This window comes from Bordetella saccharivorans, assembly GCF_045862855.1.
Lineage (GTDB): Bacteria > Pseudomonadota > Gammaproteobacteria > Burkholderiales > Burkholderiaceae_B > Bordetella_A > Bordetella_A petrii_F.
The window spans coordinates 1,964,550-1,988,204 of the sequence record NZ_BAAFZO010000001.1 but is presented as its reverse complement, the minus strand read 5'-3'; the positions used below and the strand labels follow the sequence as shown (position 1 = coordinate 1,988,204).

Below are 23,655 nucleotides of genomic sequence, written 5' to 3'. Positions count from 1 at the left end.
GAAGGATTATGTTTTGATAGCCTAGACACGAACGCTAGCTTCCACTTGAATGTGACCAGTCATTGAAACATGCCGCACCATGCGCACCGCTTGCGCAGCGCATTGACGGCATAGCACACGAACAACCAGGCGCTGCGCGCCACCGACAACCCGAGCGTCTGCCGGTAGATGCGCCACTGCCAGCCGGCCGCGTGCAGCTTGTTGCCGGACAGCGAACCCGCGCTGGCGCGGTAGCGCGCCAGGGGTTCGTCCGCAGGCGTGGCGCGGGCTTCGCCGACGCGCTCGATGGCCTGCAGCCAGAACAGATAATCCTCGTGGCGCACCGGCTCGAACCGCAGGTCGGCCAGCTCGGCCCGGCGGAAAATGCCGGTCAGGTTGCCGATATGGTTCGACGTAAGCATATCGGCGTACGTGACCATGGCGGGCACGCGCACCCGGGACAGCACCCGCCCCTCCTCGTCGACCCGCAGGTAGGCCGCATAAGAAATGGCCGCGCCGGACTGCTCCAGGAAGTCCACCTGGCGCGCCAGCTTGGCGGGCTCCCAGGCGTCGTCGCTGTCCAGGAAAGCCACATAGCGGCCCCGCGCCAGCTCCAGCGCGCGGTTGCGGGCCGCCGCGACGCCCTGGTTGCGCGGCTGCCTTTCGTAGCGGATGCGCGCATCGCGCTGCTGGTAGGCACGCACGAGGCCGGCGGTTCCGTCGGCCGACGCGTCGTCGACGACGATCAGTTCCCAGTCCTGGCAGGTCTGGGCCAGGACCGATTCGATCGCCGCGCCGATGAAACGCCCGGCATTGTACGCCGGCATGACGATGGAGACGGCCGGCGGATGCTCATGCGCCATGCGCGGCTCCTTCCAGCAGCGCCCGGACGCGCGCCACATAGGCCCCGCAGTAATGCTCCTGGAAATACGAGGCGTAGCATTGCCGCCATAGCGCGCGCGCCTGGGCGCCCGCCTGCCGTACCGCCGGGCCGGTGAGCCCGTCCAGCCACTGGCGCAGCGCGTCGGCCCCTGGCGGCAGGGCCCATCCGGTGCCGTGCGCCTGGACCCGGCGTCCGGGCGGCGTGTCGCGGGTCGTGACCAGGGCGCGGCCCAGCATCAGGTGTTCATAGTATTTGTTGGGCGAGGCGTAGGCATGGTTGGGCACGGAAGGATAGTAGTGAGCCGCGATGATGTCGGTGTCCGCCATCAGCGCCAGCCCCTGCCCGCTGGGCATGGGCCCATGGAAGAAGACGTTGGCATGGCGGCGCGCGGCGGCGGCGAAGTCCTCCTGCAGCGCGCCGTAGCCGGCGACGTGCAGTTCGACGTCGTCGCGGCCCGCGCATACGGCCAGCAGGTCCTCCAGGCCGCGATGGCGCGCCTCGAGCACGCCGAAATAACCGATCTTCCAGGGCGGCCGCGCCGGGCTGGGCGCCGGCTCCGGCATGTCGGCCTGCGGCACGTTCTCCAGCACCAGTACATTGCCGCGGCCGGCCGGAATGCGGTGTTGCGCCAGCCGTTCTTCGCTGGCCAGCAGCGTGAGCGGGGCGCCGAGCGCCAGACGGCGCTCGAGGGCGTCCAGGATGCGTCCCGGCCAGCCGCGGATGTTGCGCACCGCGGTGTATTTGTCATAGATGTCGAACACCAGGCGGCGCCGGAACAGCGCGCAGTACAGCCAGCAAGCCAGCGCGCAGTCGAGATCGACGGCATGCACGACCCGCGCCTGGGCGCGCTGGCGGACCAACTGCCGCAGAATGTAGAGATTCCAGAGCAGCAGCGCGGCCGCGTTCGACCAGCCCGCGCCTAGCCGCGCGCGGCGCTCGAAATAGTCGCAGCGGGAGTCCGGCGCGGCGGCCGCGCCGGTCTTGTTCCAGCCGATGAAGCGCCACGGCAGGCCGTCCGTATCCAGCGCCTTGAAATACTTGCCCAGGCGCGCATCCAGATCGGCAATATAAGAACGTACGAAAATCACCATGCCGTACTGTCTCAGGCCCTGTGGCGCTTTTTCTTTTTCAGCACCATCCACTTCGGCATGCGGAACAACACCAGCCGGCGGTACAGCACCACGTAGGTCACCGAGAAGGCCGCCACGCACACCATCAGCATGACGGGCAGTTGCCAGAACAGCACCGCGGGGATCACCGCGAGCGACGACAGCAGCCACAGGTACGGCGACGTCAGCGAATTGCGCCAGGTCAGGTGGTGCGCCTCGCGCGAGCCCACCACCCAGCGCACCACGCGCTTGTAGATCAGCATGTGCAAGTGCACGCCGTCCGGCGCGCCGGGCGAGCGGCCGCGCAGCCAGCGCTTGCGATAAATGGAGAACAAGGTCTCGAAGATGGGATAAATGCACAACAGCAGCGGGAACCAGGCCGATACCTCGGGATGGCGCGCCAGCAGCAGCACGGACAGCTCGCCGATCATGAACCCCAGGAAGTACGCGCCGCCGTCGCCCAGGAAGACGTGGCCGCGCGGATAATTCCAGATCAGGAACCCGACCACGCCGCCCAGCATGCCCAGGGCCACGATCAGCAGCATGCGGTCGCCCACATAGAAACAGACATAGGCGAAGCCGGCGAAGATCATCGCCGACACCACCGCCGCCAGGCCGTTGTAGCCGTCGATGATGTTCAGGGCATTGGCCGCGCCGCTGATCGCCACCATGGTAAAGACGAACGAGATGATGCCGAACTGCAACAGCCAGTCCAGGCCGATGATGTCCACCCGCGTGACGGCCGCCCCCAGCAGGAAATAGGCCAGGGCCCCGGACGCCATCGCCAGCAGCAGGCGGGTGAGCACCCGCACGCTCTTGGTCAGGTCCTCGGCCAGGCCGCCCAGGAAAGCGGGCGCGGCCGCCAGCAACAGCAACAGCAGTTCGGGCAGCTCCTGCGGTTCGCGCACGGCCGCCACCATACAGGTGGTCGCCATGGCGACCACCAGCGACACGCCGCCAATGCGCGGCACGGGCTTGGCATGGTATTTCTGTACGCCGTCGAGCTCATAGTCGATGGTCAGGCCGTTGTGCCAGAAGCGGCACCGGACGATCAGCGCGGTGAACACCAGCGAAGTAAGGAACGCTGTCAACAGATATTGCATATCGAAGCTGTGTAAAGAACCGGCCCGGAGCCGATCCCGGGCGGATTGTATGGGTTGGCGCCCTTGCGTGGTGTTTCCGGATACTGGATTGGTCCGCAGATGTTAGTCCGCGCGCCGGCCCACAAGGGGCAAACAGGCGCCTATTTGCCGGCAAATTACGTCATCTCGGTTATACTGGCCGGGCAAAACGCCCCCATAGCGGCGCGGCAGTCTCCAATTCGGTACGTCCGGTAACTCAAGCTGCACCCTTGCCCGTCCTCCTTTGCGTATTCTCGATGCAAATCCAGGGCAATTCGATAGATTTTATTTCATTTGCATTATCTTGTAGTATTCGTGGCGGCAGAAGGTAGCCCTCCATGCTGCAAGCGGCCCGGACGGCCATCTCCATGACGCATTCCACTCTACGCCACGCTTCCCTGCTGGTCACCGTTCTGGTGGGCCTGCTGCCCGTGCTGACGCTGACCATGGGGGGCGGCAGCGGGCTGTTCTATCTGTTGTCGCTCGCCTGTCTCATCATTATCGCGGCCACGCCGGCGCCGCGCCGCCAGGCACTCCTGCGCCCCTATCGCTGGCTGATCGCCGCCCTGTGCCTGCCGCTGGCGGCGGCGTTGCTGAGCCAGTGGCTCAATGCCGAGTGGGGCGGCGCCGAGATAGAGCGCGGGTTGCGCATCGCGCTGGGCTTCCCCTGCCTGACGGCGGCGTTCCTGCTGGTGGACCGCGACCGGCTGCGCCAGTCCGCCTGGGGGCCGCTGGCGGCCGGCGTGCTGGCCGCGGCGATCGTCGGCTACCTGGCCGGCCCGGCGCTGGAGCGTCCCCTCACGCCTCAGTTCAACGCCGTGGGCTATGGCAACCTGATGCTGTTGATGGCCGTGCTGGCGGTCTTTAGCATCGGCTGGCAGTTCACGCGCCACCCCCGGACGGAACGCGCGCTCAAGATCGCCGTGGCGGCGCTCACATTCGCCGGTTTCGTGCTGACCCAGACCCGCACCGGCTGGATGGCGATCCCCGTGTTCGCGCTCATCGGCGTGGCGCTGGCCGGATGGCTGCGCCGGCCGCTGCGGGCCCTGGCGGCGCTGGCCGGCATCGGGGCGCTGGCGCTGGCCATCGGCGCGTCCAGCCCGGCGCTGCGCGAGCGGGTGGTCAAGGGCGCCCACGAAATCCAGCAATGCATGACGGTCGACCCCACGGCCGACACCTCCATGTGCATCCGCCTGCAGTTGTGGGGCGCCTCGTGGCACATGATCAAAAGCGACCCCTGGTCAGGCATTGGCGGGGGCTCCAGCTTCAGCGACGCGCTGCAGCAGCGCGCCGCCGCCGGCGCCGTGTCGCCGTACGTGGCGCGCGATTTCGGCGAGCCGCACAACGACATCCTCATGGCGCTGGTCACCTATGGCCTGCCCGGCGGCGTGGCGCTGCTGATGCTGTACTTCGCGCCGGCATGGCTGTTCGCGCGCCGGCTCGCTGCGCGCGTGCCCCGGGCCGAGCGCGTCGCGGCCGCCATGGGGCTGGCGGTGTGCCTGGGCTTTGCCGTGTTCGGGCTGACCGAACTGATGTTCCGGGGCATGCGCTCCGTCAGCCTGTATATCACCCTGATTGCGCTATTCACTGCATTGTCTGCGCCAAACCCTAGTCAAACCCGGCATTTAGCGCCAGAATAGGTTCCAAAGCGGTTGACAAAAGGGTCCACAGGCTCGCAAGGAGACTGTCATGCGCATTGCCGATGCTCAATGGATTCCCGCCACGCAGCACCAGACCTGGGATGCCCTGCTGGATCCCGACGTGCTGCAGAAATGTCTGCCAGGATGCGTCAAGGTGGAACGACGAAGCCCCACCGAATACGCACTGGCCCTCCACGCCGCGGTGGGCGGCATGGATGCCGACTACGAAGGCGAGATCCTGCTTTCCGACCTCAACCCGCCGCATAGCTGTACGCTGGCCTTCGAAGGCAAGAGTGAAACCGCCTGCCTGGCCATCGGCACCGCCCAGATCACCCTGTCGCCCAAGGACCACGGCACCCGGCTGGCCTACACCGTGGCTGCCATGGCCGGCGGCACGCTCGGCAAGGTGGGCGAGCCGGCCCTGATGAAGGCGGGCGGCAAGCTGGTCGGCAAGTTCTTCGCGGGGTTCATCGACCACATGGCCAAGCAGCCGCGCACCGCGCCGCCGCCCGAGCCCGAAGAGCCGGAACGCGGGCTGGCCGCGTCGCGCTGGTCCTGGCTGGCGGTGGCTGCCGTGGTGCTGGTGATCCTGGGGTATCACGCCTTCTACAAATAAGTGTTATCCCTAACAGGCTGGTGATATGCTTGGCGCCATGACGACGCCAGCCTCACCTGCGCCCGACACTCCCCCTTCCGACCCTCCCCGCTCGCGGCGCGACCTCCTGATGGCCATGGCCGGCGTCTCGGCCACCGTCGTGCTGGCCGCCTTCGACTCGACCATCGTCAGCACCACCCTGCCGCGCGTGGCGGCGGCGCTCAACGGCATGGCGCTGTACGCCTGGGTCGGCACCGGCTACCTGCTGGCCACGGCCGCCTCGATCCTGATCTTCGGCCGCCTGGGCGACCTGTTCGGCCGCAAGCCGCTGATGCTGCTGTCGGTGTCGATCATCGCGCTGGGCTCGATCGCCTGTGGCCTGGCGCAATCCATGCTGCAGCTCATCGCCTTTCGCACGTTGCAGGGCATCGGCGGCGGCATGATGATCGCCACCGCTTTCGCCGCGCCCGCCGATTTGTTCCCCGACGCCAAGGAGCGCGTGCGCTGGCTGGCGCTGGTGTCGGCCGCGTTCGCCATGGCCAGCGGCATCGGGCCGCTGCTGGGCGGCGCGGCCACGCAGGCGCTGGGCTGGCGCGCCGCTTTCTTCATTTCCCCGCTCGCGGCGCTGGCGGCGCTGTTCCTGCTGGCGCGTTATTTCCCGCGCATCCGCCCGCTGCACGCGCCCCAGGGCGGCCAGCGGGTCGACTGGGTCGGCAGCGTGCTGCTGGTGGTCGCGGTGGGCGCGCCGCTGGCCGCCATGGAACTGGCCTTCGCGCCCGGCGAACATGCCCACCCCATCCTGGCCCTGGCGCTGGCCCTGGCGGGCGCGGCCGCCATCGCCCTGCTGCTGCCCTACGAACGGCGGGTGGCCTCGCCCATCTTTCCGCTGCGCGTGATCGCCAGCCGCGAGCCGCAGTTGCTGAACCTGGCGGGCCTGGCGGTGGGCGCGGTGATGTTCATCCTGATCTTCTACAGCCCGCTGCTGCTGCAGCACGAAATGGGCTACACCCCGAGCCAGGCGGGCCTGCTGCTTACCCCGCTGGTGGCGGCCATCCCGATCGGCAGCATCGTCAACGGCCAGCTGTTTCCCAAGCAGAGCGAGCCGCAGCGCCTGATGGTGTTCGGCGGCTGCCTGCTGGCGGCCGGCTCGCTGATGGTGCTGATGTTCGGCCCGGACACCTCCACGACCTGGATCCTGGCCGCCTTCTTCGTCAACGGCATCGCGCTGGGATTCATGTTGCCCAACCTGACGCTGTTCATGCAGATGCTCAGCGAACGGCGCGACGTGGGCGTGGCCTCGGCGCTGGTACAGACCACGCGCGCCATCGGCAGCGCGGCCGGCACGGCGCTGGTCGGCATCGCCATCTCGCGCAGTTCGGTGCTGGACGGGGTCCGCATCGGCCTGGTGGCCTGCGCGGCGCTGGCGCTGGGCAGCGCCTACCTGGCGCATCGCGTCAAAATGAAGAACGTCCTGACCCGCGCCACCAACCGGCGCAAACACTGATCGGAACCTGATCCATGCGTCATCGCGATTTGCTGGACCTGCTGCTGCTGGCAGCAGTGTGGGGCGGCTCTTTCCTGTTCATGCGGATCGCCGTGCCCGAGTTCGGCCCCGGGCCGCTCATGGAACTGCGCGTCGGGCTGGCGGCGCTGACGCTGCTGCCGCTGGCCCTGCTGCGCGGCAAGCTGCCGATCATTGCGCGGCACTGGAAGGCCGTGCTGGTGGTGGGCACGCTCAACTCCGCCATCCCCTTCCTGCTCTATGCGTACGCGGCCCAATCGCTCGGCGCGGGGTTCATGTCGGTGGCCAACGCCGTCACGCCGGTATGGGGCGCCGTCATCGGCTGGCTGTGGCTGAAAGACAAGCTGCCCTGGACCCGCGCCCTGGGCCTGGCCATCGCCCTGCTGGGCATCGTGGTGCTGGTCTGGGACAAGCTCGATTTCGGCGCTGGCGGGGACGGCCCGGCCGTGCTGGCGGCGGTGTCCGCCCCGCTGTTCTACGGGATTGCCGCCAACTGGACCAAGCGCTTCCTGAGCGAAGTGGATGCCTTGTCGAACGCCACCGGCAGCATGGTGGCGGCATCGCTGGTGCTGGCGCCGCTGGCCATCGCCGGCTGGCCCGCGCAGCCGGTATCGTGGCAGGCCTGGGGCGCCACCGTGGCGCTGGCCCTGCTGTGCACCGGCACGGCCTACATCATGTTCTTCCGCCTCATCGCCAGCGTCGGCCCCACCGGCGCGGTCAGCGTCACCTTCCTGGTGCCGGTGTTCGGCGTGCTGTGGGGCGTGTGGTTCCTGGACGAAGTGGTCACCGGCCAGATCCTGGCCGGTGCGGCGGTGATCCTGGTGGGCACCGCCCTGGCGCTGGGGCTGGTGCGCTGGCCGGGGCCGCGGGCCCAGGCAAGTTGAGGTGCATGCGCGGGACACAGGTCGCGCAATGTCAAATTGAAACAAGCGAGACAAATTTTGTAGTTTCCTGATGCTCCGTGGCAAAGGTTGCTAGCATGCCGCTGCCCCGGCGCGGCACGCGCCGGGGCGCGCTGCACCGGTTTCCCCCCACAACGGCAGCCCCATGGACGTCAGATCACTCGAAAGATCGGGAAAGGTCGCCGCTCTGCGCGGCGGCGGCCAACTGTTGCTGGTCGGCCCCACGCAAGTCTTCGACGGTATCGCGCCGGCGCTGATCATCCGCGACGCCTCCCGCCTGCGCGCGGCGCTGTATCCGCACCTGCGCGACGACAGCTCGCTGACCAAGCTGGCCACGCTGTACCGCCAGCTGGTCTGCACCGGCTCGGTCGCCGGCCACTATTCGCCGCAGCAGACCACCGACCAGATGGTGACCCTGATGCAGTACGGGCACATCGCCGCGGTGGCGCTGCCCGACATGTCGGGCAACGACGGCACCGGCAACACACAACCGATCACTCCGGCCGAGAATCCGCCGGGCCCGGTCTCGCAATGGTCGCTGGCCGACCGCTTCGGCTACGTGCTGCGCCACTCGACGGAGCATATGTCGGACGCCATGGCCCGCGAAGTGCGGGACAAACTGCTCGACCCGGTGACGCTGGCCGCGATAGTCGGCGTGCTGGTGGTGTGGGCCGGCTCGCACGCGGTGGGAGTGGGTTTCGTGGCCGACGCGGCGCTGCTGGCCATCGGCTTCGCGCTGGCGGGCTGGTCCATCTTCGGCGGCATCAAGTACCTGGCGAGCTTTTTCAACCTGACCATGAATGCCGCCAGCGAACGCGAGCTGAACGAGGCAGCCAGGCAGTTCGCCGAGGGCGTCACCGCCATCGGGGTGGGCGCGCTGATCGGCCTGCTGACGCGCGGCGCGAGCAGGCTGGCGCCGCGGCCGGTGGGGCGGTCGACGCCGCGGCCGTCGGAGCCTACCTCGCAGACACCCAGGCAGGCGGCCGACACCACCGCGACATCGACGGCCCGGCGTGCCGGCCAGGTAAGCCTGCCCGAGAACCGGGCGCCGAAAATATTCGGTTCGCGCCCCGGACACCTACCAGATACCCCGCAGAATCGTGAACTACTATTGTCCGTCGCCAACGATCCCACCGCCAGGCTGGGGCCCGACCGGTTCAACACGATCTGGTCCGCCAGGACTTTGCCGGATGGATCGCAGGTATGGACTCAAATGCGAAACGGGCAACTCTGGAATGGCGGCATGAATCCCACGCCCTTACCCTTCAATCCCGAAACCGGGCTCGCATCGCCGACACGCCCGGGTTGGAAATAACCATGACGACCGATCAAAAGCTGACTATCGAGCAGGCCTATCGCGCCATGTTCTACTTTCTGCTGCACGAATATGAGATGACGAAATCCGACGAGATTGGCGGCATGCTCAGTTCGCTGTCCTGGGAAATCTGGGCGGAAGGCAGCGGCCCCGCCGATCCGGCGGCATGGTCGGACTGGCAGAACGCTGTAAAGAAGGCGCTTTCCACCGATGAAACCGCGGCGCCTCGCCAAACCTAGGTGGCAGGGGCGTGGGGAAAGGCACTCTAATTACAATGCCATGCCCCAAGAGAGCAGGGCTGCGAATACTTGAAAGGCCTGTCGGGCAGCGACTACCAACAGCAGCATGGGTGTGCGGCGAGGTAGCCCCGAAGCGGCAATCGGCATATTCCTCGTTCGCAAAGAAGAAGCGCGTGCCTTGCAAGCAAGCAGCCACCTTGGCTCGGCAAACGTTCAGACAATGCGGATTCGCCTAAATGCCCTGCAATTCCGCGGCGGACCTGAATGCCCGCCCGACTGACCTACAGATCCGCGGCATGACCGCGAGCAGCAAGCGCTTGCTTTCGACCTGGCCGCTCAGTATTCCCCCGAACGCCCTGTCAGCGCCACGCCGATGCGCAGCAGCGTATACGACACCGCATCCACGCAGCGCCGCAGCCAGCCGCGGCGCTGGTAGTCCAGCGTCCGCACGAAGCGCCCGCCGTCGGCGATGGCGTCCTCCAGGCGATGCTGGAGGTCCCAGGCGAACGGCTGGTCGTCGACCAGCACGTTGGCCTCGCGCGCCAGCAGCAGGCTGAACGGATCCAGGTTGGACGAGCCGACGGTCGCCATGTTGTCGATGACCGCGACCTTGGCGTGCAGGTAGCCCGGCATGTATTCGTAGATTTCGATGCCGCCGCGCAGCAGCTGGTCGTACAGCGCGCGCGTGGCGTGATACTGCATGCGGTATTCGGCCTTGCCCTGCAGCAGCAGGCGCACCCGCACCCCCCGGGCGGCGGCGCGCAGCAGCGCCTTGCGGAACTTGCGGCCGGGGAAGAAGTAGGCGTTGGCGATCAGGATGTCGCGCCGCGCCTGCTGGATGCCGTACAGGTAGGCGTTCTCGAAGGTCTGCCGGAAACGCAGGTTGTCGCGCAGCACCAGGGCGGCGCGCTGGCCGTCCGCCGATTCGGCCGGAGGCGGGGGCGGCGGGCCCAGCCGCATGCGCACCCAGTCGCGCGGGTGGCGGCGCAACCGCGCCCAGTTCATGCGCACCCACAGCAAGTCCTGCGCGTGGATCGCGTGCGCCACCAGCGAACCGCGTACTTGCACCGCAAAGTCGAAACGCGGCCCCGGAATGCCGTCCACCGGGTCCAGGTCGTCGAAATCGTCGACGATGTTGATGCCGCCGATGAACGCGACCTCGCCGTCCACTACCGCCATCTTGCGATGCAGGCGGCGCAGGCGGCCGGGCGACGGCACCAGCCGCGCGTACCAGGGCGGCTCGGGACGGTAGATGCGGCCTCGACCGCCCGCCGCCACGATGCGGTCGACAATACCCTGGGCCGTCTCGGCGCTGCCGAAGCCGTCCAGCGCCAGGCGCACCTTGACACCGCGCCGCGCGGCCTGTTCCAGGCTGTGCAACACGCGCCGGCCGGTACGGTCGAGCAGGAAGATGTAGGTTTCCAGGTGCACGCTGGTGCGCGCGGCATCGATGGCGCGGCACAGCGCCGGGAAAAAATCGGCGCCATTCTGCAGCAGTTCGATGGCGTTGTCGTCGGTCCAGTCGAGCTTGACGATGTCGGCCTTCACGGCAGCTCGAGCTCCGCCAGCAAGGGCGCATGGTCGGACAGCCGGGCCCATTCGCGGCCCCGCAGGACGCGCGCGCTGCGCACGGCGAAGCCGCGCTGGTAGATGCGGTCCAGCCGGAACCAGGGGAACACGGCCGGGAAGGTGCGCGGCGGCGGCAGCGGGCAGTAGGCGCCGCCCATGCCGAGCTGGTTGCTGCGTTCGAGTATGGCCACGTTATTCGGGACGCCGCGCAGCACGTTGCCCAGGCGCTTGACCGAATCGCGCAAGCGCGGCAATTCGCCGCCGTGGGTGCGCGGCGCATGCGAGAACACTTCGTACAGGCCCAGTTGCTGCACGAACAGCGGCGCCAGGCGGTCGCCCCAGTCGTTGAAGTCGCCCGCGACCAGGATGGGATCGCCTTCCGGGACCATGCGGGCGATGCGTTCGGTCAGGGCGGAAATCTGCCGGCTGCGGCTGCCGGCGAACAGGCCCAGGTGCACCACGAAGCAGTGCACGTCGCGGCCGTCCACGTGGATGCGCGCATGCAGGAGGCCGCGCTGCTCCAGCCGGTGGTCGGAGATGTCCTGGTTCTCGTGTTCGAGGATGGTGTAGCGCGACAACAGCGCATTGCCGTGATCGGTGCGGTTGCGGATGGCGTTGCAGCCATAGGCCACGTCCAGCCGCAGCGCGGCGGCCAGGGATTCGTGCTGGGCGTCGAGGATCGACTGGTGTTCGTTGCGACCCTGTACTTCCTGCAGGAAGACCAGGTCGGGACGCAGGCCATACAAGCCAAGCCGCAGGTCGTTCAGCGATTCGCGCCGGCCCAGCGAGGAGCGGCCCTTGTGGATGTTGTAGCTGACTACGCGGATAAGCGACATAAACCGAATGGCGCCCTTTCTGTGCGGAGGCGGCGGCGCGGGCCGCCCGCCCCGGGAAGCGGACCGGCGCCGCCCGTGCGGCGGCGCCCGGCGTCTGCTGCTACTTTACTTCACTTCGACGTTGCGCAGGCGGATATGCAGCTCGCGCAACTGCTTCTCGTCGACCTCGGACGGCGCCTGCGTCAGCAGGCACTGCGCGCGCTGGGTCTTGGGGAAGGCGATGACATCGCGGATCGATTCGGCGCCGGTCATCATGGTGACGATGCGGTCCAGGCCGAAGGCAATGCCGCCATGCGGGGGCGCGCCGTACTGCAGGGCGTCGAGCAGGAAGCCGAACTTCTCGCGGGCTTCCTCGGGGCCGATCTTGAGCGCGCGGAACACCTTGCTCTGGACTTCCTCGCGGTGGATACGCACCGAGCCGCCGCCGATTTCCCAGCCGTTGAGCACCATGTCATAGGCCTTGGCGTAAGCCTTGCTGGGATCGGACTCGAGGAAGTCCTCGTGGCCGTCCTTGGGGCTGGTGAAGGGATGGTGCGCGGCGGTGTAGCGGCCGTCTTCCTCGTCGTACTCGAACATCGGGAAGTCCACCACCCACAACGGCTTCCAGTCGTCGGAAGCCAGGCCGGCCTTCTTGCCGAATTCGCTGTGGCCGATCTTGACGCGCAGCGCGCCGATCGCGTCGTTGACCACCTTGGCGCGGTCGGCGCCGAAGAAGATGATGTCGCCGTCCTGCGCGCCGCTGCGCTTGAGCAGTTCGGCCAGCGCGGCATCGTGCAGGTTCTTGACGATGGGCGATTGCAGGCCCTCGCGGCCCTTGGCGGCTTCGTTGACCTTGATGTAGGCCAGGCCCTTGGCGCCATAGATGCCCACGAACTGCGTGTAGGCGTCGATCTCGCTGCGCGACAGCTCGGCGCCGCCGGGCACGCGCAGGGCCACGACGCGGCTGCCCGGCGCCGTGGCGGCGGCCGCGAACACCTTGAAGTCGACATCGCGCATGACGTCGGTGACGTCGGTGAATTCCAGGTTGACGCGCAGGTCGGGCTTGTCGGAACCGTAGCGCTGCATGGCTTCGGTCCAGGACATGATGGGGAACGGCGACGGCAGATCGACGTCCTGCACCGTCTTGAAAACGTGGCGGATCATGTCTTCGAAGATCTGGCGGATCTCGACCTCGTTCAGGAACGAGGTCTCGCAGTCGATCTGGGTGAATTCCGGCTGGCGGTCGGCACGCAGGTCTTCATCGCGGAAGCACTTGGTGATCTGGTAGTAGCGGTCGAAGCCGGAGACCATCAGCATCTGCTTGAACAGCTGCGGCGACTGGGGCAGCGCGAAGAAGTGCCCGGCGTTCACGCGCGAGGGCACCAGGTAGTCGCGCGCGCCTTCGGGCGTGCTCTTGGTCAGCATGGGGGTCTCGATGTCGATGAAACCCAGCTGGTCGAGGAACTTGCGCACCTCGATCGAGACGCGATAGCGCAGCATCAGGTTGCGCTGCATCTGCGGGCGGCGCAGGTCCAGCACGCGGTGCGTCAGGCGGGTGGTTTCCGACAGGTTGTCGTCGTCGAGCTGGAACGGCGGCGTGATCGAGGCGTTGAGGATCTCGACTTCCTTGCACAGCACCTCCACTTCGCCCGAGGCCAGCTCGGGGTTGGCCGTGCCTTCCGGACGCAGGCGCACCAGGCCGGTGACGCGGATGCAGAACTCGTTGCGCAGGCGCTCGGCGGTGGCGAAGGCGGCATTGTCCGGATCGAACACGATCTGCGCCAGGCCGGCGCGATCGCGCAGGTCGATGAAGATGACCCCGCCGTGGTCGCGGCGGCGGTTCACCCAGCCGTACAAGGTGACAGTCTGGCCGAGATGATCGCGGCAAACCTCGCCGGTGTAGCAGGTACGCATTGCGGGATGACTCCTAGGTGCTGTGTTCAGCGTAAAAGGTTACGAATCGGCGGAAGGGGCCGCCGGGATGGGCGCGGCTGCCGCGGCCGGTTGGGCCGGCGGCGCCACGACGCCCATGGAAACGATGTACTTCAACGCGGCGTCCACGCTCATCTGCAGCTCGATGACGTGGTCGCGCGGCATCATCAGGAAGAACCCCGAGGTGGGGTTCGGCGTGGTGGGCACGTACACGCTGACGTGGTCGCCGGGCAGGTAGCCGGCCACTTCCCCGCCGGGCGTGCCGGTCAGGAAGGCGATGGTCCACGAGCCGGCGCGCGGGTACTGCACCAGCACCGCCTGGCGGAATGCCTGGCCGTTGGGCGCCAGTACCGTGTCGCTGACCTGTTTGACCGAATTGTAGATGGAACGCACCAGCGGGATGCGGCCCAGCAGGGCCTCCCATTGCTCCAGCAGGGTGCGCCCCAGCAGGTTGGCGGCGAACATGCCCGTCAGCAGCACCACCACGATCACCAGCACGAACCGGAAACCGGGAATATCGATGCCCATCAGGGATTGCGACGACAAGAAGCTGGGCACGAAGCCCTCCAGGGTGGCGACCAGCAGGCCCAGCACCCAGACGGTGATGACCAGGGGAACCCAGATCAGCAACCCGGTGATGAAATACTTCTTGATGACGCGCATGCCCGTCGGCCTGTGTGCGTATCAGGCCGAGGCCGCGGGCGCCGGCGGGGAAGCGGCCGGCGCGGCGCTGTCGCTCTTGGCGGGGGCATCGGCCTTGGCCGCGCCGCTGTCAGCCGTGGCGCCGCCCGACTTGGCCGCGCCCTGGCCGCCCGAGCCGTTGCGGAAATCGGTGACGTACCAACCGGACCCCTTTAGCTGGAAGCCGGCGGCCGTGACCTGCTTGGAAAACGTGTCCTGGCCGCATTCGGGGCAGACCGACAGCGGCGCATCGGAGAACTTCTGCAGCACGTCCTTGGCATGGCCGCAGGCGCTGCATTTGTAGGCATAGATAGGCATGGTGGGGGTTTCCAGGCGCACCGGCGCATCAAAAACCGCCATTTCACCACCCGCGGCAAGCGGGCGGCGGCCAGGCGGCGCCGGATCAATACGGGAAAGTGTTGAATTTTAGCGGTTTTTCCCGGCGGGGCTGTGCCCCGCCGTCCTACCGCCCCAGCGGCAGCAGGAACATGCCGGCCGCCACCAGGGTGGGCAACAGGGCCGACAGGAACAGCCGCCCCGCCGAAATGGCCTCGTTGGGGAAATAGGACCGCAGAATCGCATAGCCGGCGGGGTTAGGCGCGTTGGCGATGACGGTGAGGCCGCCGCCCGTGACGGCGCCGGCCACCAGCATGTAATGCCAGAGGTCGCTGGTGCCTTCCACCAGCGAGCCCAGGTAGGTCAGCGCCGCGTTATCGGTAATCGCGGTCAGGGCGGTGGCGCCCCAGAACAGCACAGTGGGCTCCAGCCCGCCCAGCAGGTCCTGCAGCCACCATTTCTGCAGCCCGCCCAGCACCACCAGGCCGGCCAGGAAGAAGCCCACCATCAGGCCTTCGCGGATCAGCAGGCGGTCCTGGTGGCGGCGATAGGCGTGCGAAAAGCCGATGAACATCATCATCAGGCCGAGGAAAACGGCCGGGTGGTGCGCGGTCAGCACCACGCCCACCAGGAACACCAGGTGCACCAGCATCACCGCCAGCGGCACGGGCGGGCGCCGGGCCGGCTCGTCATCGGACGCGTTGACGCCGCTGCCGGTGCCGATGCTGTGGCTGGTCAGGGCGTCGCGGCAGATCCAGGTCAGGACGGCGGCATTGACCAGCACGGCGATGGCGGCGCGCCAGCCGAAGTGCGTGGCCATGAAGGCCGAGTCCCAGCCGAAGGTCGAGGCCACCATCAGCACCGGCGGCGCCGCGTAGGCGGTCAATACGCCGCCGATCGACACGTTGACGAACAGCACGCCCAGCGCCAGGTACTTGAAGCGCGTGTGGCCGGCCACGCGGAAGTAGCCGTCGCGCAGTAGGATGGCCGCCAGGGTCATGGCGGCCGGCTCGGTGATGAACGAGCCGCCCAGCGGCACCACCGACATCACCACGAAGAAAGTCGCCACTTCGCGCGGCAGCGGCAGCAGGCGCGCCAGGGCGCGCACCAGCAGCCCCACCAGTTCCAGGATGGGCCGGCTGGCGGCCACCACCATGATCACGAACACGAACAGCGGCTCGGTGAAGTTGCGCGTGTCCATGTACTGGATGGCGGTGTCGCTGCCGCGCAGCAGCGCCATGCAGACGATCAGCACGAAGGCCCAGACGCCGAACACGGCCTCGACTTCCGACAACAGGTGCCAGCATCCCGCATGCGGCCCATTGCGGTGCGCCAGGCGCGCAAAAACGGGAACCGAGAACGTATGGATGACCGCCACCGCGAACAAGACGGTGGCGATGATTTCGATGACGTCAGGCATGAGAGGAGAACCCAGGAACAAGCGGGCGGCAGGCCGCGGGGCCAGCGCTGCCGCGTGTGACGGAAAACTGTCGGACTATACCGCAGCGGCCCGGCACGGGCCGCGCGGGCGGGATGGCGCGCCGGCTCATCGCAGCATGTGCGCGCCTTTCTCGGCGATCATGACGGTGGGCGAATTGGTATTGCCCGAGGTGATGGTGGGCATGATGGACGCATCGATCACCCGCAGCCCTTGCAGGCCGTGCACGCGCAATTCCGGATCCACCACGGCCAGGGCGTCCACGCCCATCTTGCAGGTGCCCACCGGGTGGAAGATGGTGGTGCCGATATCGCCGGCCGCGCGCGCCAGGTCCGCGTCGGTCTCGATGGCGCTGCCCGGCTTGTATTCCTCGGGGGCATAGCGCGCCAGCGCCTGTTGCGCCACGATCCGGCGCGTCAGGCGGATGCTCTCGGCCGCCACCCGGCGGTCGGCCTCGGTGGCCAGGTAGTTGCAGAGTATCTCCGGATGCTCGCCGGCGTCCGGGCTGGTGATGCGCACATGGCCCCGGCTGGTGGGCCGCAGGTTGCAGACCGAGGCGGTGAAGGCCGGGAAGGCATGCAGCGGGTCGCCGAACTTTTCCAGCGACAGCGGTTGCACGTGATATTCCACATTGGCGCGCTCGTGCTCGGGTCCCGAGCGGGCGAACGCGCCCAGTTGGGACGGCGCCATGCTGAGCGGGCCGCGCCGCCACAAGGCGTACTGCGCCCCCATCAGCGCCTTGCCCCACAGCGTGCCGGCAATCGCGTTCAGGGTCTTGGCGCCGGTCACGCGGTAGATCAGGCGCAGTTGCAGGTGGTCCTGCAGGTTCTCGCCCACGCCGGGCAGGTCGTGCACCACCGGCACCCCGCGCGCCTGCAGCAGCGCGGCCGGCCCCACGCCGGACACCTGCAGCAGTTGCGGCGAACCGATGGCGCCGGCGGCCAGGATGACTTCGGCGCGCGCGCGGGCAATCTGCTCGCTGCCGTCGTCCAGCCGGAACGCCACGCCCTCGGCGCGGCGGTTCTGGAACACGACGCGCGAGACGCGCGCGCCGGTCATGATACGCAGGTTGGGCCGCCCGGCGGCGGGCTTTAGGAAGGCGCTGGCGGCACTCCAGCGCACGCCGCGGCGCTGGTTGACTTCGAAGTAGTCGCAGCCCTCGTTGTCGCCCTGGTTGAAGTCGGTCACCGAAGGGATGCCGGCCTGCGCGGCGGCGGCGCGGAAAGCGTCGAGCAGGTCCCAGGACAGGCGCTGGCGCTCGACCCGCCATTCGCCGCCCGCGCCATGGAAATCGTTGGCGCCGCCGTGGTGGTCCTCGCTGCGCTTGAAGAACGGCAGCACCTCGTCCCAGCTCCAGCCGGGGTTGCCCAGCGCCGCCCAGCCGTCGTAGTCGGCGCGCTGGCCGCGCATGTAGATCATGCCGTTGATCGACGAGCTGCCACCCAACACGCGGCCGCGCGGATACCCCAGGCTGCGCCCGTTCAGGCCCGGGTCGGGGTGGGTGCGGTAGCACCAGTCGGTGCGCGGGTTGCCGATGCAATACAGGTAGCCGACCGGGATATGGATCCAGTGCCAATTGTCGCGGCCGCCGGCTTCCAGCAGCAGGACGCGCTTGTCCGCGTCGGCCGACAGGCGGTTGGCCAGCAGGCAGCCGGCCGAGCCGGCCCCCACGACGATGTAGTCGAACACCAGATCGGTACTGGCGGAATCGGCGGCCATGGAACTCGTCTCCTTTCTATATAGATAAGGACGGACCGGCTCTGCGGGCCGGCCGCTGGTGCTGCGTTGTAGAACACAACCGTGCCCCTGGCTACCCGGACACGCCCTAATTCCGCGCCGTCGCCGCCCGCTGCGGCGCGGCTGAGACGAGAGGTAACAGGGGTTGAAAGATCCGAGCGTAGCACTGATGATTTGTTCAGCTCATTGTCAGCAACGTGCCGCGGCCCCGGTGTTGCCGGGCCGGTGGCACCCCACCGGAGATCCACATGCCGTCCAATCCGCCCGCCGCGGTACCGTACCGGGCCGCCCGTCGCCACACTCTCGCCGCATTGGCCGGCTCGGCCGTGCTGGCCGCCGCGCCCGTCCTGGCCGCCACCCCCGCCTGGGCACAGGGCGAGCGGGTGCAGCTGGACGTGCCGTTCGTGCCCACGCCCGAGCACGCCGTAGCCAAGATGCTGGAAATGGCCGACGTGGGGCCGCAGGACACGGTCATCGACCTCGGCTCGGGCGATGGCCGGATCGCCATCGCCGCGGTGCGCGACCGCAATGCCCGGCAGGCGACCGGCATCGACATCGACCCCGAGCGCATCGCCGAAGCGCGCGCCAATGCCCGCAAGGCCGGGGTGGAGGACCGGGTGCGCTTCGTGCAGCAGGACCTGTTCAAGACCGACATCTCCAAGGCCACGGTCCTGACGATGTACCTGCTGCCGGACGTCAACCTGAAGCTGCGCCCGCGCATTCTCAGCACCCTGGCGCCGGGCACGCGGGTCGTGTCGCACGCCTTCACCATGGACGACTGGGACAGCGACCGCTACGAAAGCGTCGAGGGCCGTTCGCTGTACCTGTGGATCGTGCCGGCGCGGGTGGCCGGCACCTGGCGGATCGAGCATCCGCGCGGCCCGATCACGCTGCAGGTGCAGCAGCATTTCCAGAAGATCACGGCCACCGCCCGGCGCGGGGACGCGCCGCTGGGGGTGACGGCGGCCGCGCTGCGGGGCGACCGCCTGCGCCTGGTGCTGGACGACGGCGGCCAGCCGATGGAATTCCTCGGCAAGGTCGACGGCGCGACCATGGTCGCGCTGGCCGAGCCCGGCAGCGAACAAGGCTGGCGGGCCAGCCGCCAGTCGCAGCAATGAGCCCGCCCGTGAAGGCGGCCGCCCCGCATGCCGGGCTGTCGGTGCTGGATGCGGTCGCGGTGCTGGTCGGCGTGGTAATCGGCATCGGCATCTTCGGCTTCCCGCCGCTGGTCGCGCAGCATTCCAGTTCGCCCCTGATGTACATCGCGCTGTGGCTGGCCGGCGGCGGCGTGATGCTGCTGGGCGCCCTGTGCTACGCCGAGCTGGGGTCCGCCTACCCCGATTCCGGCGGCGAATACCGCTACCTGAGCCTGGCCTGGGGCGCGCGCACGGGCCTGATGTTCGCCTGGGCGCGCTGCACGGTCATCCAGACCGGCGCGATCGCGGCGGTGGCGTTCATCTATGGCGACTACGCGCAGCAGCTGCTGGACCTGGGACGCTATGGCGCGGCCCTGCACGCGGCGCTGGCCGTGGTGGTGCTGACCGCCCTGAACATCGCCGGCACGCAACCGACCAAGCGGCTGCAGCTCGTCTTCACCGCGCTGACCGTGACGGCGCTGGCGGCAATGGCGGTGGCCGGCATGCTGGCCGGCGACGCGCCGGCCCGGGCGCTGGGCGCCGCCGCCCCGCCGGCGCCGGGCGGCGTGTTCGGGTTGGTGGGCATGGGCATGGTCTACGTGCTGCTGACCTACGGCGGCTGGAACGAATCCGCCTATCTGTCCGGCGAACTGCGCGACCCGGCCCGCAACATGAGCCGGGTGCTGTTGATCGGCACGGCCGTGGTCACGGCGGTCTACCTGCTGACCAACCTGGCGCTGCTGGAGATCTTCGGCCTGGACGGGCTGCGCCAGGCCAGCGCGGTGGGCGCCGACGTCATGCGCATCGCCGCCGGCCCGTATGCCGCGATCCTGCTCAGCCTGCTGGTGTGCTGCACGGCGCTGAGCACCATCAACGGCACCATCATGACCGGCGCGCGCGTCTATGTGGCCCTGGGCGACGACATCCCCGCGCTGCGCCGCCTGGGCGGCTGGTCGGCGCGCGGCCAGGCGCCCTCGGCCGCGCTGCTGGCGCAGGGAGCCATCACGCTGGCGCTGGTGGGCTTCGGCGCCCTGGCGGAGAACGGCGTGCAGGCCATGGTGGCCTATACCGCGCCGGTATTCTGGTTCTTCATGCTGCTGGTGGCGGCCTCGGTGTGGCGGCTGCGGCGCCTCGATCCGCACCGGCCGCGACCGTTCAGCGTGCCGCTGTATCCGCTCACGCCCCTGCTGTTCGCGCTGAGTTGCGCCGGCCTGGTGTGGTCGAGCGCGCGCTATGCCGGCCTGGGGGCGCTGCTGGGCATCGTGGTGCTGGCGGCCGGCCTGCCGCTGCTGCGCATGGCGCGGCCGCGGCAGGCCACGGCGTCTTGAAGCGGCCGGCGCCGCGCGGGACACCGGACAGGTCCAGACGGCAGCCGCGGGGTCGGCATGCCGCCTGCGGATGGGTACTGCAAGCCAGACGGGAACCGCGGCCGCCTCACGCCGCCAGGGCCTGTACGGGGAACTGGCGATCCAGCGCGGCCACGGCCATCGCCAGCTGTCCGGCCAAGGCTTCGCTGGCGCGCGGCATGGGCGCCCGCAGCACATCGGATAGCAGTCCCTGCTGTGCCAGCCAGGCCTTCAGCGGGCCCGGGTTCGGCTCGGCGAACACCAGCCGGATCACCGGCGCCAGCGCATGGAACAGGCGCCGCGCCGGCTCCAGTTGCTGCGCCCGCGCCGCCCGGTCCAGCGCCACGAACAGGTCGGGCCGGATGTGGGCGGCCGCCGCGATCATGCCGCTGCCGCCCAGGCAGAGGGTGGACAGGGTGTGCAAATCCTCGCCGGCCATGACGCGCAGCCCGCCATGGGCGATGAGCGCCACGGTCTTGTCCAGCGAACCGCCGCAATCCTTCACGGCGACGATATTGGCGTGCCCGGCCAGCGCCAGCAGCGTATCGGTGTCGAGCACGGCGCCGGTGCGATAGGGGATGTCGTACAGCACCAGCGGCACGCGCGAAGCGTCGGCCAGGGCCTGGAAATACGCCAGGGCGCCCTGCTGGCCCGGCCGCACATAGTAGGGCGCGGGCGCCAGCACGCCGGCCAGCGGGCGGGTGCCGAACGCGGCCAGGCGCTGCAGCACGTGTCCCTGGTGATTGCCGGCCAGGCCCATGACGACCGGCAGCCGGCCGGCCTCCGCCAGCACGGCATCCAGCACCGCCAGTTGTTCGGCGTCGTCCAGCGCCGCGGCTTCGCCGGTGCTGCCGCACACCACCAGGCCGTCCACGCCTGCGGCGGCGTAATGGCGCACCAGCCGGCGCAGGGCGCCGCCGTCGACGCCGTGCGCGGTGAACGGCGTCACCAGCGGAATCCAGACGCCCTGGAACACGGCAGCTGCCGATGAGGAAGAAGTCGAAGAAACTTGCATGACACACTCCTGAGGACCGCTTGGGGACCGTGCAGAAGTGCTCGGGATGCCGGGGAAAAAGCCGCGGCGCGCCGCGCCGCCGGAGTGCCGCCGTTCCGTCGCCCATCTGACGGAACAGCCAGCTCCGGTCAGATGAGCCGCTGTTTTTTGGATTTCAGGCCGATGCAACGCGCCGCCGCGCCAGGGGCGAGGCGGCAGGCAGCGAAGCAAGGGGCCGGAAACATGGAAATGATGCGGATGCGCGAACGGGACAAGGGCAATCTACCGGGCGGCCATGCCGGTGTCAACCGGCGGCCGCCCGGGCGCCCTGCTCAGCGCACGATGTGCAGGTAGTGTCGATGGCGTTCGTACTGGTCGAGGATGTCGCCGATGACGGCGTCCCGGCTCCATCCCATGATGTCGTAGTCCTGCCCGCCCTCGCGCAAGTGGACTTCGGCGCGGAAGTACTTGCGCTCTTCCTCGTCCGTGCCGTCGTTCGGCGTCAGGCTCGGGCGGACAAAGGCCTGGGGCTGCACGGCGTAGGAGAAATCCAGGTACTCGCCGTGGGAAACCTCCATCGCCGCCGAGCCATCCTCGTCGTTCTCGCGGACTTCCACCAGGTACCCCTGCTTGCGCAACTCCTCGGCGACGTCTTCCAGCGCCGGCTTCACCACCTCCGCGATAAACCGCAGGACGTGGGCGCGGCGCGGCATCATCACCATATTGCGCAGGCGGCGTTCCCAGGACTGCCCGCCGCGCGCCGGCCGCGACAGGGTCAGCGACTGGTAGCGGATGCCGCGCTTGGTGGCGTCGAGCTTGAGCGCCCTGAACAAGCCCCACATGGCCAGCAACAGGATGATCGAGAAGGGCAGTGCGCTGGCGATGGTGGCGGTCTGCAAGGCGGTCAGGCCGTCGGCCAACAGCAGCGCGATGGCGACCGCGCCCATCGACAGCGACCAGAAGATGCGCTGCCAGACCGGCGTGCGCTCCGCGCCGCCGGACGCCAGCAGGTCCACCACCAGCGCGCCGGAATCGGCCGAGGTGACGAAAAACACCACCACCATGGCGATGGCCACGAATGAAATGACGTTGCCCCAGGGCATCTGCTCGAGAAAGGCGAACAGCGCCAGCGTGGTGTCGCTCTGTACCGTCTCGGCAAAGCCCTGGACCTTGTCGATCAGGATCATGTGGATGGCCGTGTCGCCGAACACGGTCATCCAGAACAGCGTGAAGCCCGTCGGCACCAGCAGCACGCCGCTGACGAATTCGCGGATGGTGCGGCCGCGCGAAATGCGGGCGATGAACAGGCCCACGAACGGCGACCAGGCGATCCACCAGCCCCAGTAGAACAGCGTCCAGCCGCCGATCCAGTCGGTGGGCTCGTACGCATAGAGATTGAAGGTCTTGTTGACGATGTCCGACAGGTAGGCGCCGGTGTTCTGCACGAAGGTCTGCAGCAGGAATACGGTGGGTCCGGCCACCAGCACGAACACCAGCAGGATCACCGCCAGCGCCAGGTTGGATTCGGACAGGATCCGGATGCCCTTGTCCAGGCCGCTGGCGACCGACACCGTCGCCAGGGCGCAAGTCGCGATGATCAGCACGATCTGGACCGGCACGCTGACCGGCAGGCCGAACAAGTGATTCAGGCCGCTATTGATCTGCGCCACGCCCAGCCCCAGCGAGGTCGCCACGCCAAGCACGGTGCCGATGATGGCGAAGATATCCACGGCATGGCCGATCGGCCCGTGGATGCGGTTGCCGATGAGCGGATAGAGGGCGGAGCGCAGCGTCAGCGGCAGGCCGTGGCGATAGGAGAAAAATGCCAGCGTCAGGGCCACGATGGCGTAGATCGCCCATGCGTGCAGGCCCCAATGAAAGAAGGTCAGCTTCATCGCTTCGCGGGCAGCAGCCACCGTGGCGCCCTCGCCAACTGGCGGCGTCATGAAGTGCATCACGGGCTCGGCCACGCCGAAGAACATCAGGCCGATGCCCATGCCGGCGGAGAACAGCATCGCGAACCAGGTGAAATTGCGATAGTCGGGTTCGCTGTGATCGGGGCCGAGTTTGATATCCCCGTAGCGGCTGACCGCCAGGAACACGACCGCCAGGAGAATGAGCGCCACCACCAGGATGTAGAACCAGCTGGCATTGCCCAGGATCCAGCCCTGGACCGTGTCGAACAGCCGTTGTGCAAACTGGGGCGCCGCGATAGCGAATACCACCAGCAGCAGGGTGAACACGGCCGCCGTATAAAAAACCGGCCGCTGGATCGTCATGCGCGGGGAAGGCTCCTGCAAGCTTTGCTCCTCTGGTCAAGCCGCCTCGCGCCTGGGCGGCATCAATCGGTGCGCGAATGGGGGCAC

The 23,655-nt window shown here is 68.3% G+C and carries 20 protein-coding genes; 8 read left to right on the top strand and 12 right to left on the bottom strand.

Features of this window, described 5'->3' with window-relative positions; translation table 11 throughout:
- Positions 1-59 precede the first annotated feature (59 nt).
- The 3 genes from ACKTT0_RS09545 to ACKTT0_RS09535 are packed head-to-tail and all read right to left on the bottom strand — an operon-like array spanning position 60 to position 3,074.
- Entirely contained in the window at positions 60-842 is a 783-nt protein-coding gene (locus ACKTT0_RS09545) for a glycosyltransferase family 2 protein (protein WP_407849663.1), read from the bottom strand.
- Positions 832-1,953, bottom strand: coding sequence for a glycosyltransferase family protein (locus ACKTT0_RS09540; RefSeq protein ID WP_407849662.1), 1,122 nt, complete (start codon positions 1,951-1,953; stop codon positions 832-834). The genes ACKTT0_RS09545 and ACKTT0_RS09540 overlap by 11 nt, the downstream gene beginning before the upstream one ends.
- Positions 1,954-1,964: 11 nt before the next feature.
- The gene (locus tag ACKTT0_RS09535; protein ID WP_407849661.1) at positions 1,965-3,074 is read right to left on the bottom strand and encodes an MraY family glycosyltransferase; all 1,110 of its coding nucleotides are present in this window, start codon (positions 3,072-3,074) and stop codon (positions 1,965-1,967) included.
- Positions 3,075-3,460: 386 nt separating this feature from the next.
- Between ACKTT0_RS09535 and ACKTT0_RS09530 the strand changes: the two genes are divergently transcribed.
- The 6 genes from ACKTT0_RS09530 (at position 3,461) to ACKTT0_RS09505 (ending at position 9,305) form a co-directional block, all read left to right on the top strand.
- Positions 3,461-4,732, top strand: a complete 1,272-nt coding sequence (locus ACKTT0_RS09530; RefSeq protein WP_407849660.1) for an O-antigen ligase family protein — start codon at positions 3,461-3,463, stop codon at positions 4,730-4,732.
- Between the two features lie 49 nt (positions 4,733-4,781).
- Positions 4,782-5,348, top strand: coding sequence for an SRPBCC family protein (locus tag ACKTT0_RS09525; protein ID WP_407849659.1), 567 nt, complete (start codon positions 4,782-4,784; stop codon positions 5,346-5,348).
- A 109-nt stretch (positions 5,349-5,457) separates the two neighbouring features.
- The gene (locus tag ACKTT0_RS09520) at positions 5,458-6,831 is read left to right on the top strand and encodes an MFS transporter (RefSeq protein WP_407852405.1); all 1,374 of its coding nucleotides are present in this window, start codon (positions 5,458-5,460) and stop codon (positions 6,829-6,831) included.
- 14 nt (positions 6,832-6,845) lie between these two features.
- Positions 6,846-7,733, top strand: coding sequence for a DMT family transporter (locus tag ACKTT0_RS09515; protein ID WP_407849658.1), 888 nt, complete (start codon positions 6,846-6,848; stop codon positions 7,731-7,733).
- Between the two features lie 163 nt (positions 7,734-7,896).
- A complete protein-coding gene (locus ACKTT0_RS09510; RefSeq protein ID WP_407849657.1) occupies positions 7,897-9,066 on the top strand; it encodes a hypothetical protein in 1,170 nt (389 codons plus the stop codon).
- A 2-nt stretch (positions 9,067-9,068) separates the two neighbouring features.
- The gene (locus tag ACKTT0_RS09505; RefSeq protein ID WP_407849656.1) at positions 9,069-9,305 is read left to right on the top strand and encodes a hypothetical protein; all 237 of its coding nucleotides are present in this window, start codon (positions 9,069-9,071) and stop codon (positions 9,303-9,305) included.
- Between the two features lie 336 nt (positions 9,306-9,641).
- Here ACKTT0_RS09505 and clsB read toward each other — a convergent pair whose 3' ends face one another.
- From clsB to ACKTT0_RS09470, 7 genes are all read right to left on the bottom strand, one after another.
- A complete protein-coding gene (clsB, locus tag ACKTT0_RS09500) occupies positions 9,642-10,853 on the bottom strand; it encodes a cardiolipin synthase ClsB (RefSeq protein ID WP_407849655.1) in 1,212 nt (403 codons plus the stop codon).
- Positions 10,850-11,710 (bottom strand): endonuclease/exonuclease/phosphatase family protein, encoded by an 861-nt coding sequence (locus ACKTT0_RS09495; protein WP_407849654.1) that lies wholly within the window; start codon positions 11,708-11,710, stop codon positions 10,850-10,852. The genes clsB and ACKTT0_RS09495 overlap by 4 nt, the downstream gene beginning before the upstream one ends.
- 105 nt (positions 11,711-11,815) lie before the next feature.
- Positions 11,816-13,603, bottom strand: coding sequence for an aspartate--tRNA ligase (gene aspS / locus ACKTT0_RS09490; RefSeq protein ID WP_407849653.1), 1,788 nt, complete (start codon positions 13,601-13,603; stop codon positions 11,816-11,818).
- Positions 13,604-13,642: 39 nt separating this feature from the next.
- Complete coding sequence (locus tag ACKTT0_RS09485) at positions 13,643-14,284, bottom strand: DUF502 domain-containing protein (RefSeq protein ID WP_407849652.1); 642 nt, start codon at positions 14,282-14,284, stop codon at positions 13,643-13,645.
- 21 nt (positions 14,285-14,305) lie between these two features.
- The gene (locus tag ACKTT0_RS09480; RefSeq protein ID WP_407849651.1) at positions 14,306-14,620 is read right to left on the bottom strand and encodes an FmdB family zinc ribbon protein; all 315 of its coding nucleotides are present in this window, start codon (positions 14,618-14,620) and stop codon (positions 14,306-14,308) included.
- A 145-nt stretch (positions 14,621-14,765) separates the two neighbouring features.
- Positions 14,766-16,058 carry a putative Na+/H+ antiporter gene (locus ACKTT0_RS09475; protein ID WP_407849650.1) on the bottom strand — a complete coding sequence of 431 codons (1,293 nt, stop codon included), beginning with the start codon at positions 16,056-16,058 and terminating at the stop codon, positions 14,766-14,768.
- A 126-nt stretch (positions 16,059-16,184) separates the two neighbouring features.
- Positions 16,185-17,795: a GMC family oxidoreductase gene (locus ACKTT0_RS09470; protein ID WP_407849649.1), complete on the bottom strand. Its 1,611-nt coding sequence runs from the start codon at positions 17,793-17,795 to the stop codon at positions 16,185-16,187.
- Positions 17,796-18,061: 266 nt separating this feature from the next.
- Here ACKTT0_RS09470 and ACKTT0_RS09465 point away from each other — a divergent pair, with 266 nt between their 5' ends.
- Entirely contained in the window at positions 18,062-18,931 is an 870-nt protein-coding gene (locus ACKTT0_RS09465) for an SAM-dependent methyltransferase (RefSeq protein WP_051439414.1), read from the top strand.
- Positions 18,928-20,277: an APC family permease gene (locus ACKTT0_RS09460; RefSeq protein ID WP_407849648.1), complete on the top strand. Its 1,350-nt coding sequence runs from the start codon at positions 18,928-18,930 to the stop codon at positions 20,275-20,277. Before ACKTT0_RS09465 ends, ACKTT0_RS09460 begins: the two co-directional genes overlap by 4 nt.
- 106 nt (positions 20,278-20,383) lie before the next feature.
- Here ACKTT0_RS09460 and dapA read toward each other — a convergent pair whose 3' ends face one another.
- Positions 20,384-21,310 carry a 4-hydroxy-tetrahydrodipicolinate synthase gene (gene dapA / locus ACKTT0_RS09455; protein WP_407849647.1) on the bottom strand — a complete coding sequence of 309 codons (927 nt, stop codon included), beginning with the start codon at positions 21,308-21,310 and terminating at the stop codon, positions 20,384-20,386.
- Positions 21,311-21,621: 311 nt separating this feature from the next.
- Entirely contained in the window at positions 21,622-23,568 is a 1,947-nt protein-coding gene (locus ACKTT0_RS09450) for a BCCT family transporter (RefSeq protein WP_407852404.1), read from the bottom strand.
- Between the last annotated feature and the right edge of the window lie 87 nt (positions 23,569-23,655).

What these genes read in the sequence shown, in the direction of transcription:
- ACKTT0_RS09545 (WP_407849663.1), bottom strand. Translation starts at nt 842, where the DNA reads ATGGCGCATGAGCATCCGCCGGCCGTCTCCATCGTCATGCCGGCGTAC.
- ACKTT0_RS09540 (WP_407849662.1), bottom strand. Translation starts at nt 1,953, where the DNA reads ATGGTGATTTTCGTACGTTCTTATATTGCCGATCTGGATGCGCGCCTG.
- ACKTT0_RS09535 (WP_407849661.1), bottom strand. Translation starts at nt 3,074, where the DNA reads ATGCAATATCTGTTGACAGCGTTCCTTACTTCGCTGGTGTTCACCGCG.
- ACKTT0_RS09530 (WP_407849660.1), top strand. Translation starts at nt 3,461, where the DNA reads ATGACGCATTCCACTCTACGCCACGCTTCCCTGCTGGTCACCGTTCTG.
- ACKTT0_RS09525 (WP_407849659.1), top strand. Translation starts at nt 4,782, where the DNA reads ATGCGCATTGCCGATGCTCAATGGATTCCCGCCACGCAGCACCAGACC.
- ACKTT0_RS09520 (WP_407852405.1), top strand. Translation starts at nt 5,458, where the DNA reads ATGGCCATGGCCGGCGTCTCGGCCACCGTCGTGCTGGCCGCCTTCGAC.
- ACKTT0_RS09515 (WP_407849658.1), top strand. Translation starts at nt 6,846, where the DNA reads ATGCGTCATCGCGATTTGCTGGACCTGCTGCTGCTGGCAGCAGTGTGG.
- ACKTT0_RS09510 (WP_407849657.1), top strand. Translation starts at nt 7,897, where the DNA reads ATGGACGTCAGATCACTCGAAAGATCGGGAAAGGTCGCCGCTCTGCGC.
- ACKTT0_RS09505 (WP_407849656.1), top strand. Translation starts at nt 9,069, where the DNA reads ATGACGACCGATCAAAAGCTGACTATCGAGCAGGCCTATCGCGCCATG.
- ACKTT0_RS09495 (WP_407849654.1), bottom strand. Translation starts at nt 11,710, where the DNA reads ATGTCGCTTATCCGCGTAGTCAGCTACAACATCCACAAGGGCCGCTCC.
- aspS (WP_407849653.1), bottom strand. Translation starts at nt 13,603, where the DNA reads ATGCGTACCTGCTACACCGGCGAGGTTTGCCGCGATCATCTCGGCCAG.
- ACKTT0_RS09485 (WP_407849652.1), bottom strand. Translation starts at nt 14,284, where the DNA reads ATGCGCGTCATCAAGAAGTATTTCATCACCGGGTTGCTGATCTGGGTT.
- ACKTT0_RS09480 (WP_407849651.1), bottom strand. Translation starts at nt 14,620, where the DNA reads ATGCCTATCTATGCCTACAAATGCAGCGCCTGCGGCCATGCCAAGGAC.
- ACKTT0_RS09475 (WP_407849650.1), bottom strand. Translation starts at nt 16,058, where the DNA reads ATGCCTGACGTCATCGAAATCATCGCCACCGTCTTGTTCGCGGTGGCG.
- ACKTT0_RS09470 (WP_407849649.1), bottom strand. Translation starts at nt 17,795, where the DNA reads ATGGCCGCCGATTCCGCCAGTACCGATCTGGTGTTCGACTACATCGTC.
- ACKTT0_RS09465 (WP_051439414.1), top strand. Translation starts at nt 18,062, where the DNA reads ATGCCGTCCAATCCGCCCGCCGCGGTACCGTACCGGGCCGCCCGTCGC.
- ACKTT0_RS09460 (WP_407849648.1), top strand. Translation starts at nt 18,928, where the DNA reads ATGAGCCCGCCCGTGAAGGCGGCCGCCCCGCATGCCGGGCTGTCGGTG.
- dapA (WP_407849647.1), bottom strand. Translation starts at nt 21,310, where the DNA reads ATGCAAGTTTCTTCGACTTCTTCCTCATCGGCAGCTGCCGTGTTCCAG.
- ACKTT0_RS09450 (WP_407852404.1), bottom strand. Translation starts at nt 23,568, where the DNA reads ATGACGATCCAGCGGCCGGTTTTTTATACGGCGGCCGTGTTCACCCTG.